The organism is Streptomyces synnematoformans, assembly GCF_039531005.1.
GTDB classification, from domain to species: Bacteria; Actinomycetota; Actinomycetes; order Streptomycetales; family Streptomycetaceae; genus Streptomyces; species Streptomyces synnematoformans.
The window spans coordinates 67,427-86,859 of the sequence record NZ_BAAAPF010000003.1; the positions used below are offsets into that span (position 1 = coordinate 67,427).

Consider the following 19,433-nt stretch of genomic DNA (forward strand, 5'->3'; position numbering starts at 1 on the left):
CGTGCCCGACAGCCCGCCCGCCCCGGTGACCGCCGAGGACATCGCCGAGATCATCCGCGCTTTCCCGTTCGACGACTACGGCATGGACGACGTCGACATCGCGCTGCACGACGACCCCGAAACCCAGGAGTGGGTGCCAGCCCTCGCCGCCGCGGTCATGGCGCTCCTCGCCGACCGTTGGACCCCGCCGCCGCCCGGCGACCGCCGCGAGCAGCTCCCCGACCGCATTCTCGCCCTCGTCGACGTGCCGGCGTACACCTCGACCGCGTGTGAACTCGCCGACCTCCTGGCGGCCGCCGCGGCCGCGCACCCGGAGCACGCGGGCGAGCTGCACGAGTGGGCGGCCCGGCTGCGGGCCCGCTGCCGTGCCAACAACAAGTACACCGGCGCGCTGTGCGCCTCCCCCAACCACCCGGAGGCGGCCGGTGAATGAGCTGATCGGCTTCCTGCGGGCGAGGCTGGTAGAGGACGAACGGTCAGCGAAGGCGTGTGCGGGTGCTCCGTGGGCCGTCGAGATTCCGCCCATGGTCCACGTCAGCGTTGAGGCGAGACGTGACGAGAAGTGGAGGCTCGGGCGCCTCGGCTACGTCGCCACGGTCGAGCGTGACGAGGATCGGGAGCACATCGCCCGGCACCCCCCGAAGCGAGTACTCGCCGAGGTGGCGATCGACCGTGAGCTGCTCCGCGACTACGAGCGGCTGCTCCGCGCCCACGAGCAGCACAAGGCGGCCGTCGCCGAGCTGGACGCCGACCTTGAGCACGAGGCGCGCACCGGTAAGTGGGAGGGATTCGGGCTGCCAGACGTGCGGCAGCAGGCCCTGCGCCGCGAGGCCGACTACCTGCCCGCGCAGCTGCGCACCTTGGAGGGGTGGGCCAGGGGGAAGGCATCTGTGTACTCCGACCACCCCGACTACCGCGAGGAGTGGCGGCCGTGAAGCCGGCCGCTCCGGGAACCGCCCGTTGTACCCCGATGCGCCCTACCGCGGGCGCCCGCGACGAGAGGACACTCCGCCCATGACCGACCAGCTCAGCACGACCGAGACCATCGACGACGTCTGCCCCTCCGGGCTCTGCGACGAGCAGCAGGAGTGCACGGCCTGCGACGGCAGCGGTGCCGACATGGAAGGCGGCAGCGACGGCGGCTGCTGGCACTGCCACGGCGCCGGCCAGGTCGCCCCCGAGCACTGCTACGCCTGCGGCGGCTCGCCGTACTGCCAGTGCTGCCGCACGTGCGGCCTGTACGCCGGCACGTGCTCCTGCCCGCAGCCCGTCACGCTGTCCAGCGGGCGTGTCCTGACGCTGACCGGCGGCCATGCGGGCGCCACCCCCCACGACCCCGAGATCAGGTACTCCACCGAGCCGCCGGTCGATAGCACGCCGCCGAGGGGGGACACCTCCTACTTCCCGCCCCTCTGACCCAGCCAAGGGGGTGCTCCTCGCCGTCGCGTGCGCGGCCGACGTCCGGCTCGCGACCCGGCGGTGAGCACACAGGGAGGGTGCGCGCTGTGGCCGACGCGCACCCTCTCACGATTACCGGGCTGGCTGGACCTGGTACAGGAACGTCCCGTCGACCCCGAACGGATTGTGGAGCTGGCACAGGAGGAGGCCGACGTCTCGCTCTGCGTCCACTGTGCAGACCGCAGGAACGACTCCTCGACATCGGCGACGTCTGGGAGGCCGTACAGGGCGACGACGGCAAGTCCGAGATCAGTAACCACACGACGGAGGAAAACATGCCCGCAGTCCCCACCACACCCGAAACTCTCGCCGCCGCCATGGACCCCTGGGAGGCCGCCAACGGCCCCGACGACCTGTGGCACGAGCTGGTTGCCGCGGTCGGCGACACCGAGGCCAACCGGCTGTGGGCCATCGCGTGCGGGCTGTACGACGAGAAGCACGCCGCGTGAAGTCGGGCTCGACAACCGCCGTTGGGCCCCTCGCTGATCGTCATACCAGAGCAACGCGCCGGCTGTGAGAAGGCCACTGGGCGGCCGGCGTGCCGCCGACCCTCGACGGCCCGCGCCCACGCGGCCCGGCCTCTCGGGCGGCCTGAGGCGGGGCCGCGCGTCGTACGGGCGGGGCCGGTTCCGGCCGCGCTGGTGCACACTGATCATGTGACCCACCTCTACGGCCGCGACGGGCGCGAGCTGGTCGACACCGCGCAAGCTGCCTACCTCATGGGCATGAAGCCGTCGTCGTTCCGCGGCTGGGCGAAGCGCCACGGCGTCCACGCGAAGGTGTACCGGCCGAACTTCAACGGCGGGCAGTCCCTCGCCTACTGGGACCTCGCCGACCTCGCCGACGCCCGCGTACAGCCCGCCGGAGCCGCCCGCGCCGGCACCTGACACGCGCCCCCCGTCGTGGGCCGGCCCGCGCGGCGGACTTGACCACCCGCCGACTGCAGCGCATGATCAGTCATAGTGCACGTAGTGCCACGTCAGCCCCATCGCACTACCTGAACCCCCGAGCCCGGCCATGGAGCCGGGCTTTCGCATGTCCGGGAGGTGCTGATGTCCTCCCTGGTCCCCGCCGTCCTCACGCCGAGGGAATGATCATGGCCAGCATCGTTTTCACCATCGCCCTCGGCCGCATCGCCCACTACGCGTCGCTCCCGGCGGCCAGCGACGGCCTGGTGATGATCCCCCTGGAGGCGTCCGGACTGGAGGCCGACAGCGTGCTCCGCGACGCGGACACCTTCGCCGCCGTCGTCGCCGGCACCACCACCGAGCAGACCACGGCGGGACGCAAGGCGCTGACGGACGTGACCGTCACCGTCAACGACACCGACAACCGCGTCGACATCGACTGCGCCGACGTCACCTGGACCGCCCCCACCGGCAACCCGGTCGGCGCCGTCGTCATCTGCTACGACCCCGACACCACCGCGGGCACCGACTCCGACCTGGTCCCGCTCACCAAGCACGACACCGTGTGGACCCCGGACGGCAACGACTTCACCCTGACGGTCACCGACTTCGCCCGGGCCAGCTCCGCCGCCTAGTACCGCCGCCTGCTGGGAGGCCGCCGTGACGTCGTACATCGACCAGGCCAACACCGGCAGCGACGAGTTCGTCTCATCCCGCCAGGTGACCAGACCCGCCGGCGCCGGTGCCGGCGACGTCGGCGTGTTCTGGCTCGTGCGCTGGAACGGCGACAGCGACTTCCCCCCGGTCACACCCCCCGCGGGCGCCGTACTCCGCGGCACCGTCACGACCGGCGACATCCAGACCCTGTGCTACCTGCAGCGGATCACCACCGAGAACTCGTTCGCGTTCTCGTGGACCGGCTCCCGGTGGGCGGCGCTCGCCGCCGTGTTCCTCTCCGGCGCCGACCCGCTCCTCGACCTGGCCACAACGCCGTTCGACTCAGCGACCGGCTCCGGCACGTCGATCACCACCCTGTCGGTCACCGCCGCCGGCCAGGCGGCGCTGGCATGGCACGTCAACACCATGGAAAGCGCCTCCGGCGTCACCCACACCCCGCCCGACGGCTTCACCGAAGCCGCCGACGTCCCCCCGTGGGTCACCGCGTACCGCATCGCCCCCGGCGACGGCCCCCAGCCCGCGGCCGGCGCGGCACTCAGCGGCAGCCGCCTGTGGGCCGCCGCCCTCGTCGCGCTCGACCCGCCGGCCGCCGGCACCGAACTGGCGCTCACCGCCGCCGCCGAGACCGGCACCGCCCGGCCGCTCGCCGCCACGAAGACGACGATGCCCGCAGCCGCAGCCGCCCTCGACGCCGCCCTGCCCGTCCCGGGCGCCAAGACCGCCGCCCCCGCCGCCGCGGCCGGCCTCCACACCGCGCGGCCCCTCACCGGCGCCAAGACCGCAGCCCTGCAACCCGCCCACACCACCGACACCGCGCGGCCCCCCGCCGCGGCCCTCACCGCGCCGCTGGCCCCGGCCGCAACCTCCTCGACAGCCGCGGCGTTCCACGCCACCACGACGGCCACCCTCGCCCCCGCCCACGAAACCGCCCTGGCCGTCGCTCTCCACGGGCCCGACGTCCTGCCCGACCACGACTACGGCATCAGCACCCCCTACAGCCTGTGGGCCGCCGCCGTCGGCAACCCGCACGGCACGGGCTGGGAGGTGAGCGCACCCGCATGAGGATCGCCGCCACCTCCACCGAGTACGTCCACGTCACCGTCACCGCCCCCGACGGCGCCGACCTGTCCGCCGCCACACCACGGCTCGCGGTCCTGCCGCTCACCACCGCTGCCAACCCGGCCCCCGGCGACTGGCACACCGGCGCCTGGGAAGCCGGCACCACCACCGCCCGCCTCCTCATCGGCCCCGACGGCGGCGCCCTCACCCTCACCGCCGGCACTTACTGGGTGTGGATCGGCTTCGACCCCCCGGGCGCCGAGAACATCGTCCGCCGCTCCGGGATCCTCACCATCCACTAACCCCCTCGCTGCGCCCCCGTCCCCCCTGTGACGGTGCGGGCGCTGGCGGGCCGCCCGTTCGTGGGGCTCGGGCGGCCCGCCACCCACACCCAGCCCGCCCCGCCGAACACGGCACCACCATCCAGGCCCCCGGGAGCGGCACCATGCCCGAAGCGAAGAAGACCACCAGGCGCCAGCCGGCGAAGAACCCCACCAAGACCACCAAGGCAGCGAAGACGCCCGGCACCGGAAAGGCCCCGGAACGCACCACGCAGGCCACCCCGCCGCCGCCCCCGGCTGCACCCGCCCAGCCGCCCCGGTTCGCGATCACCGGCACCGGCCGCTCCGGCACCGGCTACCTCGCCGCCCTCATGGAAGCCAACGGCATCACCTGCGGCCACGAGGGATGGTGGCGACCCGACGGCATCGGCCGCCACACCGGCGGCCTCACCGGCGACGCCTCCTGGCTCGCCCTCCCCGCCATCGAGACCGGCGCCTGGAGCGGCCCCGTCGCCCTCGTCGTACGCCACCCCGTCAACACCGTCCGCTCCCTCGTCGGCACCAAGCTCTTCGAGCCCGGCGACCACGACACCCACCTCACCACCGCATACCGGCGGTTCGCGCACACTCACTGCCCCCAGACCGCGAGCCTCGACCCCCTCCAGGCCGCCGTCGAATTCTGGAGCGACTGGAACACCCGCTGCGCCGCCGTCGCCGACGTCAAGCTCCGCATCGAAGACCTCAACCAGCCCTGGGCCCTCGCCGAACTCGGCGACGCCCTCGGCGTCCACCTCGACCCCACCGCCTGCGCTCGCGTGCCCACCGACACCAACCACCGCGAACGCGCCGCCGTCCCCGCCACCCGCATCTGGCAACTCCTCGACGGCCGCGCCGCCCACTTTGGCTACCACCCCTGACAGGAAGGCCCGCGCCATGGCCCGCATCCAGATCCTCGACCTCCCCGATGAATGGGACGGCGACACCACCAAGGCCGCCTTCGTCGTCATCGTCGACCAGGCCGACAACGACAGCCCCCTCTTCACCGACGGCGCCGACATCTGGCCCATGTTCAAGGCCGACACCGGCGCCCGCCACGTCCTCGTCACCACCGACACCCTCGACATCCCCGCCAACTGGGCCACCCCCGACGAAGACGGCCGCGTCGCCACCATCAGCATCCAGCCCGACTTCACCGGCTTCCGCGACCAACTCGAAACCCAACTCGCCCAGGCCCGCCACCCCCCAGCCCCCAAAGGACGCGGCATGAACGAGTTGAGCGACGAGGTACGCCGCGCCGTCTCCGACATCGCAGGCGAGGGCCACGACGAGTACGGCGGCGAGGAAGCGTTCCTCGCGATGGCCGAGACCCTGGCCGGCCAGGGCGTCGACGACGACAGCATCATCGAGTCCGTACGCGCCGCCTGCGGGGAAGGCCACGTCGCCGACGCCTGGCACGACGGCCCCAGCCCCACCTGACGAGGAGCCCGCGCCCCATGCACTTCTTCTCCGTCGACTACTCCCGCGACCGGCCCGACCGCTGGACCTTCGTCAACCGCGGCTTCTGGCTCAGCGACATCCCGCGCCCCCTGCTGCTGTGCCGCCTACTCGGCCACAAGCCCATCGTCGACGGCTTCGGCCCCGACCGGCCCGGCCTCCGCGCCGCACGCTGGGTGTGCTGCGACCGCTGCGGCGTACGCCCCAACCCTCAGGGCTCCCTCGACCCCGACACCTTCCAAGTCGGCGACCGCTACGCCGGCCCGTACGGCGACTCCGCGGACCCCGCGCACGGCACCCGCACCCCCGGCGCCTGGCCGAAGCTCCCCGCCTTCACCTTCGGCGGACAGCTCATCCTCGGCCGCAGCTTCCCGGGCTGGTCCGCCGAGTTCAAGGTCGGCAACGCCGGCAGCGAACACACCCTCGAAGCCCACCTCAAGCTGTGGCCGCTCTTCGCCCTGTACCTCCACACCGAGCGCCTCGGCACCTGGCTCCAGCGCCGCCTCAACCCCACCGGCTACAACTCCCGCGTCACCGGCCTCGACATCAGCTTCGGCCGCCTCTGGTGGAAGCTGTGGGCCAAGCGCGACGACACCAGCCGCAGCGACCCCTGGTGGCAGCACGGATCCATCCCCCTCGACCCGCGCAACAAGCTCCTCGGCCGCCGCCACTACGAGTACGAGAACGTCGGCGACCCCGTCACCGCCACCGTCCGCATGCCCCACGGCGACGACCACACCGTCACCCTCCAGCTCCAGCGCTGCACCGCCGGCCGCCGCCGGCGCCGCTTCCACTCCTGGACCGCCGACTGGGACTGCCGCCCCGGCATCCCCACCAAGCCCCACGGCGGCGAGGTCCTCGGCTCCGGCGTCGACGTCACCGCCTCCGCCGTCGAGGAAGGCACCTGGCCCGCCGAGGCTGCCGCGAACATCGCCGCGCAACTGACCCGCGACCGCACCCGCTACGGCCTCCGCGAGATCACCACCGCCTGACCGACCTGGAGACCCGCGCCGTGACCCGCTACCTCGTCCTCGCCGACAAGACCGACGCCCTCGTCATCGAAGATGACCCCCTCGACCTCAAGCTCACCGAGCACTGGGTCGTCTTCTCCGACGAACACGGCCCCGCCGTCATCTACCCCACGACCCGCGTCCTGCGCATCACCCGCGTCGACGAAGACCTCGGCGACGCTGCCCCCGCACCCGAAGACCACCCGTGAACCCGTCACCCCAGCAGGCCGGGAAGCAGCGGGACGTGTACGTGGTGTGCGCCAAGACCGCAGACGAGGCGCGCACGTGGGCGCGCCAGCACGGCATCCCCAGGAGCCGCGTCGTATACGCCTGCCATCCCGGCAACAACGTCATCAAGATGCGCGGCTTCATCACCGTGGTCCTGCCGAGCTTCTACGAGCGCCGGGACTGGCACGTGGTCCAGGCCGTAGTCCACCGCAGCCAGAAGAAGACTGCCGAGCTGACCACCCGAGAATGCTTCTGACCAGGTAGAAGGCGACAAGCTGCTGATCGAATGGAAGCACGCACGGAGGTGAACCACCGTGGCCGATACCAACCCCGCAGACGGTGCCGGCGCCGAACGCCTCCGCATCTACTGGACCACCGGACCCGGCGGAGCCAAGATCGCATGGGGCACACCAGGCGACTTCGACCGCTGCGTCAAGCTCCTCGACGAGCACATGCCCGGCAGAGCAGAGGGCTACTGCAACCTCCTCCACAAGCGCGCCACCGGCATCTACCCCGCCACCCACGCAGCCCAGCTCAGGGGACGCGACTGATGACCGCCTGCGCCCACGTCCACCCCACCGACGACGCCATCGCACACGACACCAGCAGCGACCAACCCGACTGCATCTGCGGCCCCACCCTCCGCCTCCTCCCCGCCAACGACGGCGCCCTCCCACCCGCGCAGCTCATCGTCCACCACTCCCTCGACGGCCGCGAACACCACGAGCACGGAGCACCCTGATGCCCCGCCGCCGCGCCCTCCCCATGCCCAAGGGCTGGGACCGCATCCGCGCCCGCATCCTCCGCCGCGACCACCACCGCTGCCAGTGGCCCACCGGCACCACCCCCGCCGGCATCTGCGGAGAGCCCGCCAACCAGGTCGACCACAAGATCGGCGCCGCCACCGGCACCGACGACCACAGCGACACCAACCTCTGGGCCCTCTGCCAATGGCACCACGACCGCAAGACCGCCCACGAAGCCTCCGCCATCGCCCACGCCCTCCCACCCCGCGACCGCCCCCGCGAACCCCACCCCGGCCTGATCAACCCCACCTGACCACCAGCCCCCCGCCACGCCCCACCGAGTGATCGACGATCACCCCGGGGGGAGGCCCCCAAGATCATCCGGATCTTCGGAACGGGCTCGTTAGCTTCTCGCGGTGCGTACGACTCTGGGGACTTCGCGATCATGTGCTGACCTGCGGTGATGTGGTCCCCGCTTGGCGGGCCCTTCGGCCTTCCCCCGGTGCCTCTGAGACGATTGAGCACGTCAGAGCGCTAGAACCGTTACACATCTTCGGGTAGTCTGAGAGGCATGAAGACGAGGCGCTGCGAGCACTGCCGGGGCGACATGCCGCTCACGGCCAGGGCGCACGCGCGCTTCTGCTCGGGCCGCTGCCGCACGGCGGCGTGCCGGCGGCGGGCGCGCGCGGTGGACCCGGTGCCCGTGGCGATGACGCGGCGGCGGCAGTGGGTCAGGTACACGGCCCGGAAGGTGCCGCTGACCGCGGCCGGGAAGGTCGCGTCCTCGACGGACCCCGCGACGTGGTCGACGTATGGCAACGCGCGGCGGTCGACGGCGGGCGCCGGGTGCGGCTTCGTGCTCACCTCGGGCGACAACCTGGTGTGCCTGGACCTGGACCACGCGCTCGACGAGCAGGGCCGGCCGCTGCCGTGGGCGCGCGAGCTGCTCGGCCAACTGCCGGACACGTACGTGGAGATCAGCCCGGGCGGCCGGGGCCTGCACGTCTGGGGGAGGGGCACTGTCGGCCGGGGCCGCCGGATCCGCCGCGGCGAGGAGGCCGTCGAGGTCTACGACCGCGGCCGGTTCATGACGATCACCCGCCGCCCGTACGAGGGCGCGTCGTCGGCGCTCGCCGACCTGTCCGAGGCCATCGCCTCACTCACCTGACCTGGCCGCCCCACGGCCACCTGCCCTGAAGGGAGGTGGCGGCCATGGCTGGGAACGGACCTCCTCCTGCGGAGAACAAGCGCCGCCGCAACAAGGACACGCACGCCGAGGGCGTCGTCACCGTGCCGGCGGACGCCGTTGTCGAGGCGCCGGAGCTGCCGAACGCGGGGCTGTACAGTCCGCAGACGCTGGTCTGGTACGACACCTGGTGCCAGGCGCCGCAGGCGTCGCTGTTCACGGTGACGGACTGGCAGCGGCTCCACATGCTGGCCGCGCTGGTGAACGACTTCTGGGAGAACCCGCGCAAGGACCTCCTGGCGGAGATCCGGCTCAACGAGTCGCTGCTCGGCGCGACGCACACGGACCGGCTGAAGGCCCGGGTGCGGATCGAGCAGCCGAAGCCCGAGCCGGCCGCGCCGCCCGAGGGGGTCGCGGACTTCAAGGCCGCGCGCCGCCGCCGGATGAACGATGCCTCGTGAGCTGCTCCACGCGCCCGATCACGACCGGGAGCGGTCGCTGGGCCAGCTGGGGTGGGCGTGGGTCGAGCACTTCTGCGTGCACGGGCCGGGCGACGTGCAGGGTGATCCGGTCGAGCTGGACGGGGAGTTCGGCGGCTTCATCGTCGACGCCTACGCGCTGAGGCCGGACGGGCGGAAGCTGTACGACTCGGCGGTCATCTCCCGTGGCAAGGGCCGCGCGAAGAGCGAGCTGGCCGGGTTCATCGGCCTGTTCGAGGCGTTCGGGCCGTGCCGCTTCGCCGGCTGGGCGCGCGGCGGCGAGGTGTACGAGTGGCGGGACTTCCGGTACGAGTTCGAGCCGGGGGAGCCCTTGGGCCAGCTCGTGACGTACCCGTTCATCCGGTGCCTGGCGACGGAGGAAGACCAGTCGGGCAACACGTACGACAACATCCACTTCAACCTGACCCAGGGTCCGCTGGCGGAGGGGCTGCCGAGCGGTGCGGCGGGGCTCACCCGTACGTACATCCCCGGCGGCGGGGAGATCGTGCCGTCGACGGCGTCGTCGTCCGCGAAGGACGGCGGCAAGGAGACCTGCACGATCTTCGACGAGACCCACCTGTACGTGACGCCCGAGCTGCGGCGCATGTACAAGACGGTCGACCGCAACTGCCGCAAGCGCAAGGACGCGCAGCCCTGGGCCCTGCAGACCACGACGATGTACCAGCCCGGTGACGAGTCCGTGGCGGAGAAGTCCCACGAGCGCGCCAAGGCGATCATGGAAGGGCGGACGCGGGAGACGCGGCTGCTGTTCGACCACCGCGAGGCGCCGGCCGAAGTCGACCTGGCCGACCGGGAGCAGCTCGTCGCCGCGCTGCGCGAGGTGTACGGGCCGTTCGCCGACGTGCTCGACCTCGACGGGATCGTTGAGAACGAGTTCTGGAACGTCGAGAAGGACGTCGAGGAGTCGAGGCGGTACTTCTTCAACCAGCCGACCGCCGCGCGCGACTCCTGGATGACGAAGCCCGGCTGGGCGGCGTGCGCCCGGGCCGACATCGTGATCCCGGACTCCGACCCGCTGGTGCTGTTCTTCGACGGCTCGAAGAGCGACGACTCCACCGCGCTGGTCGGCTGCGATGTGGAGACCGGGCACGTGATGACCTTGGCGGCTTGGGAGAAGCCCGCCGGTCCGGCCGGGAAGGACTGGCAGGTCGACCGGGCCGACGTCGACCGCGTCGTCCGCGAGGTCTTCGCCAGCCGTGACGTGGTGGCGTTCTTCGGCGACACCAAGGAGTTCGAGTCCTACATCGACACCTGGGGCCTGGACTTCGGCGACCAGCTCGTCATCCAGGCCACGACCGGGAAGAACGCGCACCCCGTGGCGTTCGACATGCGCGGCCGGGTCCGCGAGTTCACCGAGGCGTGCGGCCGGGCGCTGATCGACATCACCGAGGGCGACCTCACCCACGACGGCGATTCCCGGCTCCAGCGGCACGTCCTCAACGCCCGCCGCCGGCCGAACAAGTACGGCGTGTCCATCGTCAAGGAGTCCCGCGAATCCCCGAAGAAGATCGACTTGGCCGTCTGCATGATCGGCGCCCGCATGGTGCGCCGGCAGCTGCTGGCCTCCCCGGACTGGACGAAGCGCAAGAAGAAGCGGCAGCGCACGGGCCGCGTGTACGGATTCGCGTGAGGCGGGGGGCGGGCGGCACGTGGTGATGGACCGGGATGAGGCGGTGAAGACTGCCCGCCACCTGCTGAAGGCGCGTGACGCCGAGCAGCCGCGGCTCAACCGGATCGCGAACTACATGCGCGGCCAGCACAGCTCCGTGTACGTGCCGCGGGGGGCGCGCGCGGAGTACCGGTGGCTGATCGAGCGGGCGAAGCAGAACATCCTGCCGCTGGTGGTGAAGGTCGTCGCGCAGAACATGTACGTCGACGGCTACCGGCTGGCGGGTGAGGACGAGAACGCGGCGTCGTGGGCGATCTGGCAGGCGAACCGTATGGACGCTCGCCAGCACGGCATCCACCGCGCGGTCCTCACCTACGGCGCCGCGTACGCCGTGGTGATGCCGGGCGAGCCGAAGCCGGTGATCACCCCGTTCAGCCCGCGCCGGTTCACCGCGCTGTATGCCGATCCCGTCAACGACGAGTGGCCGTTCTACGGGGTCGAGGACCGGATCGAGAACACGGCCGAGGGCAAGCGGCGGGTGGTGCGTGTCTACGACGACACCGCGCGCTACACCCTCGCCGGCAAGCCTGACGGCTCCCAGCTGGAGACCGACGGCGACCAGTGGGTGATGGAGCACGGGCTCGGCGTGTGCCCGGTGGTCCGTTACGTCAACTGCGCCGACCTCGACGGCGACGGCGTGATCGGCGAGGTCGAACCGCTCATCGACGTTCAAGATCAGCTGAACATGACGACGTTCAACCTGCTGATGGCGCAGCAGTACAGCGCCTTCCGGCAGCGCTGGGTCACAGGCATGGCGCCGCCGCTCGACAAAGACGGCAACCCGATCGAGCCGTTCCGCAGCAGGGTCGACGGCCTGTTCGTCGCCGAGGACCCCGACACGGAATTCGGCGAGTTCGGGCAGACCAACCTCGACGGCTACCTGAAGTCCCGCGAGGCCACCAACCGGCACATCGCCACGGTGAGCCAGGTGCCGCCGTACCACCTGCTCGGCGAGATGGTGAACCTGTCCGCGGAGGCTCTGGCCGCCGCCCGGGACGGCCTCGACCGGAACATCGACGAGCACGAGAGCCTGTGCGGCGAGTCGCACGAGCAGCTGATGCGGCTGTGCGGCCTCGCCTCCGGCGACAGCGCCGCGTGGGAGGACACCGCCGCGCAAGTCGTGTGGCGCGACACGTCAGCGCGGTCCCTCGCGCAGACCGTCGACGCCCTCGGCAAGCTCGTCGCGATGCTCGGCGTCCCTCCGCAGGAGGTGTGGGAGAAGATCCCGGGCATTACCCAAACTGACGTCGCGCGGTGGAAGAAGGCCGCGAAAGAAGCCGACGCCATGCAGCGGCTGAACGACATCATCGGCAAGCAGATGGGCGACGGCGCCGAGCCCGGGCCGCCGCCGGACGGCGACGAGAGCGGCGAGCCGCCGGCAGAGGCGGCCTGAGCCGTGGCCAACGCGGCGCTCGCCCTCGCGTTCCGCCGCCGGCAGGCGCTCCTCGTCGCCCGCATGATCAGCCGCGTCGTGCAGGCGTGGCGCGACCTGGTCGACCCCGCTCGCGTCGACGCCGCGTGGCCGTCGCTGCGCGCGCTGCTGGAGGCCGAGGTGCGGCAGACCCGCCTCGAAGCCGGACGCGACGCCCGCGACGCCTACCTCCAGGCCCGCAGTGACGCCGGGATCCCCGGCACCCTCATCCTCCCCGACCCGCCGCCGCTCGCCGAGACCCGGTTGCGCGGGACTCTCGACGTGACCGGGCCCGTGGAGTTCAAGAGGGCCGTCGCCGCCGGCAAGACGTCGGCGCAGGCCGTCGACGCCGCCGCCGTGCGCCTCGCCGGCTCCGCCCAGTACCTCGCCGCCGAGGGCGGCCGCAGCGTGATACGCGACGCCATCGACACCGACGAACGCGCCACCGGCTGGGCCCGCGTCACCGACGGCGACCCGTGCGCCTGGTGCGCGATGCTCGCCTCCCGCGGCCCCGTCTACAAGTCCGCCGGCACCGCCGGCCGGGACCAGAACGCCCGCTTCGAGGGCGACGGCGAGTTCAAGTACCACGACCACTGCGTGCCCGCGGGGACGCTAGTCGATGGGCCTGCCGCGGAAGTCGGCTATCGACGGCACTACGAGGGTGAAATGGTCCTCGTCCGCACCGCCGCGGGCCATGAGCTGCGCATCACCCCGAATCACCCGGTACTCACCGACGCGGGGTGGGTGCCCGCCGGTCTGCTGCGCGAAGGCGATCGCGTACTCAGCAGCTTCCACGCACAGGGGAGCCTTCTGCAGGTCCCAGACGAAGAGCAGGTGCCAGCCCGCGCGGAGGATGTATGGGGTGCGCTCAGCGTGTTCGGCCTTGTACGCGTGCCAGGCACCCCCGAGGACTTCCACGGCGACGGCACCCATGGCGAAGTCGACGTTGTACGGGCCGACGGCCTTCTGCGGGATGAAGCTGGCACCCAGGCGGCTGAGCTGGTCGCCGAACTGGAACTCGCGCTCGCTGGCATGGCTCAGGGTCTGCTCGCGACGCCGCGCCCTGGCGACGGCCTCTTCCAGTCGTACAGCACGGCCACGGGCGGCGGTGTTGGCGGCCTGGACCTGCTTACGGCGTTGCTCCTCGCTGAGCCTTCCCATGACGAGCTGGGTGATTTCGCTCGCCGTTCGCCGCTCCACGCCAGCTTCATCGAGCACGCGCGTGATCACGCCGCGGGCGACGCCGTGCTGCTCGGCGAGCGCGAGCACGGACACCCCAGCCTGATAGGCGGCCGTGATCTCGTCGACCGGGACCACCATGCGGTTGCTGCGCCGGGCGATCCCTCGCTTCTTCAGTTCCCGCGTGAGCACGCTGCGGGCCACGCCGGTAGCGACCTGCACCTGCTCGCCGGTTTTGCCGGAGAGGTAGAGACTCACCGCCTGGTCGAGCCTGACGGGATCGGTCTTGGGCAGCGCACGCGATTCGATCCCCCGCCGCTTGACTTCCTTGCAGAGGGCGCCAGCGCTTATGCCGGTCTCGGCCGAGACCTGCGCGAACGTCTTGCCGGCCGCGTAGAGCTGGACCGCGTGGTCGACCTTCACCGGATCGAGTTTTCGGGGCACGTCTACAACTTCCAGACAGTCGAGGGCTGGTACCGCGCGAGCAACATCATTGTATCTAATTGCGCCTGCCAGGCATGGCCCGCGTTCACTATGAACGAGCCGTTCATCGGCATCGCCGAGCAGCTCTACGACGACTGGCTCACCCACACCCGCGGCCGCGGCGGCCGCAACGCCGTGAACGCCTTCCGCCGCTGGTGGGAAGCCGAAGGCCGCGCCGCCTACACCTCCCCCCGCACCTGACCCCCCTGATTTTCCCTGCCCGACCGCACCCTCCGGCCCTGCCCGGCCGCCGACAGGCGACCCCGCACGGCCCTGCTCCCGGCCCGCCGCCATGGCGGGCCATTCCCATTTCCGCCGCGCCCCGGCCGACAGGCTGCGCGCCGACCCCGACACGGGAGTCACCCATGGCCACACCCACACCCCCGCCCGCCGCTCCCGAGCCGGTAGCGCAGCCCCCGGCGGCAGCAGCGCCGGCAGCTCCCCCGGCGCCGCCTCCGCCGCCCGCCGCTCCGCCGCCGGCCCCGGCGGCCGCCCCCGCGCCGCCGCCCGCCGCCGCGCCGCCGAACGGCGGGCAGCCCGAGCCGCAGGACTGGGAGGCCGAGGCCGAGAAGTGGAAGGCCCTCGCGCGCAAGCACGAGAAGCAGCACCTCGGCGCCCTCGGCTTCAAGTCCAAGGACGAGATCGAGGACCTGCGCGCCGCGGCCAAGAAGTACGCCGAGTTCGAAGAGGCGCAGAAGACCGAGATCGAGAAGGCCACCGACCGCGCCCAGCAGTACGAGCAGCAGCTCGCGGCCGAGAGGGCCGCGAACGCGCGGCTCATGGCCGCGGCGACCCACGGCATCCCGCCGGAACTGATCGAACTCCTCGGCTCCGGCAGCCATGAGGAGATCAACGCCCGCGCCGAGGTGCTCGCCGAGCGCCTGAACAAGACCGCCGCGCCCGCACCGCCGGCTGCCGGCCCGGCGCCGCAGCGGCCCGTGGAGTCCCTGACGCCCGGCGCCGCCCCGGCCAGCACACCCGCCGCCGACCCGGACGCGTGGATCCGGAAGCTCGCGGGCCGCTGACCCTCACCACCGCAGCACCCGGATCACGCCCGTGGCACGGGGCCGGACCGCTGCCCTGAGAAATCGGAGGTATCCCCGTGCCTTACAACACCCTCATCAGCCGGGATCCCAGCAACGATCCGCTGGTGCCCACCCCGGTCTCCGCGGAGATCATCCAGCAGATGCCGGAGCAGTCGGCGATCCTGCAGCTCGCCCGCCGCGTACCGCTGTCCACCAAGACGCAGCGGCAGCCCGTCCTGGACGTGCTGCCGCTCGCGTACTTCGTCGGCGGCGACACCGGCCTGAAGCAGACGTCGACGCAGGACTGGAAGAACGTCGACCTGATCGTCGAGGAGATCGCGGCGATCGTCCCGATCCCGGAGGCGTACCTGGACGACGCCCAGATGCCGATCTGGGAGCAGGTCCGCCCCCGGCTGGTCGAGGCCCTCGGCGCGAAGCTCGACGGCGCCGCGATGTTCGCCACCGACAAGCCGTCCACGTGGCCGACGGGCATCTACCAGTCCGCGGTCGCCGCCGGCAACGTGGTCGTCGCCGGCGCCGGCGACGACTTCGCGCAGGACGTCACCGCAGTCGCCGAGATGGTCACCCAGGACGGGTTCAGCGTGGACGGCTTCGCGTCCCGGCCGGGCCTGAACTGGAAGCTCGTGGGCATGCGGTCCACCGACGGCACGCCGATCTACCAGCCGAACCTTCAGGGCCGCCCCGGCGGCAACCTGTACGGCTACCCGCTGGCCGAGATCAAGAACGGCAGCTGGGACCTGTCGGAGGCCGAGCTGCTGATGGGCGACTGGTCCAAGGCGATCGTCGGCATGCGGCAGGACATCACGTTCAAGCTGTTCACCGAGGGCGTCATCTCCGACGACTCCGGCAACGTGGTGCTGAACCTGATGCAGCAGGACAGCGTCGCGCTGCGCGTTGTGATGCGCGTGGCGTTCGCCACCGCCAACCCGGCGACCCGCCTCAACACGAACTCCGCCACGCGGAGCCCGTTCGGCGTGGTCCAGGCGGCCACCGCGGCGAGCTGACCGCCGCTCCTTCCGGGCACACGCCCACCCCCTCTCATCCCGCGCGCCGGAGCGGCGCGGGCGCCGCCGTGCGCCCGCGCCGCTCCCGGGAGATCGGAGAACACCCCTGTGCATGTCCTGGCGATGCTGCACGCCTACGTGCCGGGTCACAACGCGGGCGCCGAGTGGGCCGCTCACGCGCTGCTCCGCGAACTTGCCGCCCGCGGCCACACCGTCGACGTGCTCCTGTCGCGCGCCGACGCCGGCCGCGAGGCGTACGACGTCGACGGCGTCACGGTGCACCCGCACCGCGGCAAGAACGATGTCGTGCCGTGGCTCGCCGGCCCGGGCCGGGCGGACGTCATCGTCACCCACCTGGAGAACACGGCCCGCGCCTCCCTCCTCGGGCAGCAGCACGCGATCCACGTCGTGCACCTGCTCCACAACACGTTCCCCAAGAGCAAAGAGTGGCTGGTCAAGGGCACCCCGTCGCTGGCCGTGTACAACACGGAGTGGATGCGGGACGACGCGGAAGCCTGGTGGCGGGTGAACCGCGGCGAGCGGCAGATGCCGCAGGGCCTGGTCGTCCACCCGCCGGTCGCGGGCGCGGACTACGCCACCACCCCCGGCGACCACGTCACCCTCATCAACCTGACCGTCGAGAAGGGCGCCGGCGTGTTCTACGCGCTCGCCGAGCGCATGCCGAAGCGCCGGTTCCTCGGGGTGATCGGCGGCTACGGCACCCAGGTCGTCCGCGACGACCTGCCGAACGTCGAGATCGTCGACCACACGCCGGGCCATCTGATGCGGGAGCGCGTGTACGGCCGCACCCGCGTGCTCCTGGCGCCGAGCGTGTACGAGTCGTACGGCCGCGTCGCCGTGGAGGCGATGTGCTCCGGCATCCCCGTCGTCGCGCACCCCACACCCGGGCTCAAGGAGGCGTGCGGCGACGCTGGCGTCTTCGTCGACCGCGACGACGTCGACGCCTGGGAGCGCCAGGTGACGCGCCTGTTCTCCCCGAAGGTCTACCCGGCGGCGAAGAAGGCCGCCCTCGCGCGCGCCGCGGCCCTCGACCCGGGCTCCGAACTCGACATGTGGTGTCGCACGGTGGAGGGGGTGGCTGCACGTGCCCGCACTCGCTGACCCCGCCGAACTCGAACGCCGCCTGGGCCGGCCGCTGACGCCGGTGGAGGCCGCGCGTGCCGGCGCCCTCCTCGACGACGCCTCCGCGTTGGTCCGCGCCTACACCGGGCAGACCTTCAGCCGCGTCGACGACGACCAGGTCGTGCTGCGCGCCCAGCAGGGGGAGATCCGCCTGCCGCAGCGGCCCGTCCACGACGTGACCGCGGTCGTGGCGATCGGCGCCGGAGGCGCCCCTGACCTTCCCGTCGTGGGCTGGCAGTGGGACGGCCTGGACATCCTCCGCACCATGACCGACAGCCCGGTGATCAACCTGCCCGAGCTGTGGTACGAGGAGGACGTCGAAGCCTATCCGGGCACGTATCGGGTGACGTACAGCCACGGCGACGCGACCGTCCCCGCCGACGTGATCGCGGTCGTCGCCCGGATGGCGCTGCGGACCCTGACCGCGCCTACCGTGGCGGCGACGGTGACGAGTGAGACCCTCGGCCCGTACTCGTACCGCACGGACGGATCCGGCGCGGGCACCGCGGTCGTCATGACCGACGACGACCGGCAGATGCTGAAGCTCGCCGGCTACCGGCCGGCGGCCGGCATGTCCCTGGTGCGGCGGCGGTGACCCGTCCGCTGCGGGTCGTCGCCCGCGTCCACGCCTACCCGCCCACGCACAACGCGGGCGCAGAGTGGACGCTGCACGAACTGCTGCGCGCCCTGGCCGCGCGCGGGCACCGCCCCGAGGTGTGGCTGTCGCAGTGGACCCCGGACGAGGATCCGTACGACGTCGACGGCGTCCACGTCATCCCCGCGGCCGCCGCCGGCACCAGGTTCCCGCGGGCAGCGGCCCGCGCGGACGCCCTCGTCTCCCACCTGGAGTGCGTCCCGGAGACCGCGTGCCTTGCCCGCGGCCACGGCCGCCCGCTGGTCGTCCTCGCGCACAACACGTTCGAGCTGACGTGGGAGCCGCTGATCGCGGGCACCGTGGCGCTGGCCGTCTACAACAGCGAGTGGATGCGCACCGCCGCCGGGGAACGCCTCGCCGGCGCCCCGCGGCGCCCGGACCGCGAACTCGTCGTACGGCCGCCCGTCCACCCCGGCGACTACCGCGTACGGCGCGGCGGCGGCCGGCACATCACCCTCATCAACTCGACGCTGTCCAAGGGCGCCGGTGTCCTCGGCGAACTCGCCGCCCGCATGCCCCAGCGGCGGTTCCTCGCCGTGCGGGGCGGCTACGGCGAGCAGGTGCCCCCGGACGCCGCGAACGTCGAGGTCGTCGACCAGGTGCCGGGCCGCGACCTTCCCGCCGCCGTGTACGCCCGCACCCGCATCCTGATCATGCCCTCCGACTACGAGTCGTGGGGGAGGGCCGGCGTCGAGGCGATGGCCTCCGGGATCCCCGTGATCGCCCACCCCACCGAAGGGCTGAAGGAGTCCCTCGGCGACGCTGGTCTCTTCTGCGACCGCGGCGACATCGGCGCCTGGCACAAGGCCATCGAGCAGCTGGACGACCCGGCCGTCTACCGGGCCGCGTCCGCCCGGGCCCGCGCTCGCTCCACCCAGCTCGACCCCACGGCCGAACTCGACACGTGGTGTCGCACGGTGGAGGAGGTGTGCGGTGCGCGCACTGCCGCACGGTGAGACCGTCACCGTCGTCCGCCCCGGCCCGCCCACCCAGGACGAGTACGGCAACGACCTGCCCGGCGTGCCGACGGAGACGGAAGTCGCCGGCTGCGGCATCGCGCCGCGCGACGGCAACGGCGCCGGCGGCAACGAGATCACCGACGCGCGGGACACCGTCATCATCGGCCTGACCCTCTACGCCCCGGCCGGCACCGACCTCCGCGCCACCGACCAGGTCCGCGTCGGCGGCATCCTCTACGACATCGACGGCGAGCCCGGGTGGTTCACCTCGCCGTTCACGGGCTCGTTCGGGCCGGTCGTCGCCGCGCTGGAGCGCGTCTCCGGCTAGGCGGCCCC

The 19,433-nt window shown here is 72.2% G+C and carries 27 protein-coding genes; all 27 read left to right on the forward strand.

The window, feature by feature from the left end; genetic code table 11:
- The first annotated feature begins 1 nt into the window (after position 1).
- The 27 genes from ABD317_RS01875 (at position 2) to ABD317_RS02005 (ending at position 19,425) form a co-directional block, all read left to right on the forward strand.
- The gene (locus tag ABD317_RS01875) at positions 2–433 is read left to right on the forward strand and encodes a hypothetical protein (RefSeq protein ID WP_344287121.1); all 432 of its coding nucleotides are present in this window, start codon (positions 2–4) and stop codon (positions 431–433) included.
- Positions 426–935, forward strand: a complete 510-nt coding sequence (locus ABD317_RS01880; protein WP_344287123.1) for a DUF6221 family protein — start codon at positions 426–428, stop codon at positions 933–935. The genes ABD317_RS01875 and ABD317_RS01880 overlap by 8 nt, the downstream gene beginning before the upstream one ends.
- A gap of 79 nt (positions 936–1,014) precedes the next feature.
- Entirely contained in the window at positions 1,015–1,416 is a 402-nt protein-coding gene (locus ABD317_RS01885; RefSeq protein ID WP_344287125.1) for a hypothetical protein, read from the forward strand.
- Positions 1,417–1,733: 317 nt separating this feature from the next.
- Positions 1,734–1,907, forward strand: a complete 174-nt coding sequence (locus ABD317_RS01890) for a hypothetical protein (protein ID WP_344287127.1) — start codon at positions 1,734–1,736, stop codon at positions 1,905–1,907.
- Positions 1,908–2,114: 207 nt separating this feature from the next.
- Positions 2,115–2,345, forward strand: a complete 231-nt coding sequence (locus tag ABD317_RS01895) for a hypothetical protein (RefSeq protein ID WP_344287129.1) — start codon at positions 2,115–2,117, stop codon at positions 2,343–2,345.
- Between the two features lie 209 nt (positions 2,346–2,554).
- The gene (locus tag ABD317_RS01900) at positions 2,555–3,001 is read left to right on the forward strand and encodes a hypothetical protein (RefSeq protein ID WP_344287131.1); all 447 of its coding nucleotides are present in this window, start codon (positions 2,555–2,557) and stop codon (positions 2,999–3,001) included.
- A gap of 25 nt (positions 3,002–3,026) precedes the next feature.
- Entirely contained in the window at positions 3,027–4,106 is a 1,080-nt protein-coding gene (locus ABD317_RS01905; protein WP_344287133.1) for a hypothetical protein, read from the forward strand.
- A complete protein-coding gene (locus ABD317_RS01910; protein ID WP_344287135.1) occupies positions 4,103–4,405 on the forward strand; it encodes a hypothetical protein in 303 nt (100 codons plus the stop codon). Before ABD317_RS01905 ends, ABD317_RS01910 begins: the two co-directional genes overlap by 4 nt.
- Positions 4,406–4,548: 143 nt before the next feature.
- The gene (locus ABD317_RS01915; protein ID WP_344287137.1) at positions 4,549–5,301 is read left to right on the forward strand and encodes a hypothetical protein; all 753 of its coding nucleotides are present in this window, start codon (positions 4,549–4,551) and stop codon (positions 5,299–5,301) included.
- 16 nt (positions 5,302–5,317) lie between these two features.
- Complete coding sequence (locus tag ABD317_RS01920; protein ID WP_344287139.1) at positions 5,318–5,860, forward strand: hypothetical protein; 543 nt, start codon at positions 5,318–5,320, stop codon at positions 5,858–5,860.
- Between the two features lie 17 nt (positions 5,861–5,877).
- On the forward strand, positions 5,878–6,870 hold the full coding sequence (locus ABD317_RS01925) for a hypothetical protein (RefSeq protein WP_344287141.1): 993 nt from the start codon (positions 5,878–5,880) through the stop codon (positions 6,868–6,870).
- Positions 6,871–6,890: 20 nt separating this feature from the next.
- Positions 6,891–7,097 (forward strand): hypothetical protein, encoded by a 207-nt coding sequence (locus ABD317_RS01930; RefSeq protein ID WP_344287143.1) that lies wholly within the window; start codon positions 6,891–6,893, stop codon positions 7,095–7,097.
- Positions 7,094–7,372: a hypothetical protein gene (locus ABD317_RS01935; RefSeq protein WP_344287145.1), complete on the forward strand. Its 279-nt coding sequence runs from the start codon at positions 7,094–7,096 to the stop codon at positions 7,370–7,372. Before ABD317_RS01930 ends, ABD317_RS01935 begins: the two co-directional genes overlap by 4 nt.
- Positions 7,373–7,430: 58 nt before the next feature.
- Positions 7,431–7,667 carry a hypothetical protein gene (locus ABD317_RS01940; protein WP_344287146.1) on the forward strand — a complete coding sequence of 79 codons (237 nt, stop codon included), beginning with the start codon at positions 7,431–7,433 and terminating at the stop codon, positions 7,665–7,667.
- A complete protein-coding gene (locus tag ABD317_RS01945) occupies positions 7,667–7,858 on the forward strand; it encodes a hypothetical protein (protein WP_344287147.1) in 192 nt (63 codons plus the stop codon). Before ABD317_RS01940 ends, ABD317_RS01945 begins: the two co-directional genes overlap by 1 nt.
- Positions 7,858–8,175 (forward strand): HNH endonuclease, encoded by a 318-nt coding sequence (locus ABD317_RS01950; RefSeq protein WP_344287149.1) that lies wholly within the window; start codon positions 7,858–7,860, stop codon positions 8,173–8,175. Before ABD317_RS01945 ends, ABD317_RS01950 begins: the two co-directional genes overlap by 1 nt.
- Before the next feature lie 258 nt (positions 8,176–8,433).
- Positions 8,434–9,030, forward strand: a complete 597-nt coding sequence (locus tag ABD317_RS01955) for a bifunctional DNA primase/polymerase (RefSeq protein WP_344287151.1) — start codon at positions 8,434–8,436, stop codon at positions 9,028–9,030.
- Positions 9,031–9,074: 44 nt separating this feature from the next.
- Positions 9,075–9,509: a phage terminase small subunit gene (locus ABD317_RS01960; RefSeq protein ID WP_344287153.1), complete on the forward strand. Its 435-nt coding sequence runs from the start codon at positions 9,075–9,077 to the stop codon at positions 9,507–9,509.
- Complete coding sequence (locus ABD317_RS01965; RefSeq protein WP_344287155.1) at positions 9,499–11,178, forward strand: Terminase; 1,680 nt, start codon at positions 9,499–9,501, stop codon at positions 11,176–11,178. The genes ABD317_RS01960 and ABD317_RS01965 overlap by 11 nt, the downstream gene beginning before the upstream one ends.
- Positions 11,179–11,221: 43 nt before the next feature.
- Positions 11,222–12,610: a phage portal protein gene (locus ABD317_RS01970; protein ID WP_344287157.1), complete on the forward strand. Its 1,389-nt coding sequence runs from the start codon at positions 11,222–11,224 to the stop codon at positions 12,608–12,610.
- Between the two features lie 3 nt (positions 12,611–12,613).
- Entirely contained in the window at positions 12,614–14,491 is a 1,878-nt protein-coding gene (locus ABD317_RS01975) for a VG15 protein (RefSeq protein ID WP_344287159.1), read from the forward strand.
- Positions 14,492–14,655: 164 nt separating this feature from the next.
- The gene (locus tag ABD317_RS01980; protein WP_344287161.1) at positions 14,656–15,315 is read left to right on the forward strand and encodes a DUF4355 domain-containing protein; all 660 of its coding nucleotides are present in this window, start codon (positions 14,656–14,658) and stop codon (positions 15,313–15,315) included.
- A 77-nt stretch (positions 15,316–15,392) separates the two neighbouring features.
- Complete coding sequence (locus ABD317_RS01985; protein ID WP_344287162.1) at positions 15,393–16,340, forward strand: phage major capsid protein; 948 nt, start codon at positions 15,393–15,395, stop codon at positions 16,338–16,340.
- Between the two features lie 108 nt (positions 16,341–16,448).
- Entirely contained in the window at positions 16,449–17,462 is a 1,014-nt protein-coding gene (locus ABD317_RS01990; RefSeq protein ID WP_344287164.1) for a glycosyltransferase family 4 protein, read from the forward strand.
- Positions 17,446–18,078: a hypothetical protein gene (locus ABD317_RS01995; RefSeq protein ID WP_344287166.1), complete on the forward strand. Its 633-nt coding sequence runs from the start codon at positions 17,446–17,448 to the stop codon at positions 18,076–18,078. Before ABD317_RS01990 ends, ABD317_RS01995 begins: the two co-directional genes overlap by 17 nt.
- Positions 18,075–19,094 carry a glycosyltransferase family 4 protein gene (locus tag ABD317_RS02000; RefSeq protein WP_344287168.1) on the forward strand — a complete coding sequence of 340 codons (1,020 nt, stop codon included), beginning with the start codon at positions 18,075–18,077 and terminating at the stop codon, positions 19,092–19,094. The genes ABD317_RS01995 and ABD317_RS02000 overlap by 4 nt, the downstream gene beginning before the upstream one ends.
- Positions 19,072–19,425 carry a hypothetical protein gene (locus ABD317_RS02005; RefSeq protein WP_344287170.1) on the forward strand — a complete coding sequence of 118 codons (354 nt, stop codon included), beginning with the start codon at positions 19,072–19,074 and terminating at the stop codon, positions 19,423–19,425. The genes ABD317_RS02000 and ABD317_RS02005 overlap by 23 nt, the downstream gene beginning before the upstream one ends.
- Positions 19,426–19,433: the final 8 nt, after the last annotated feature.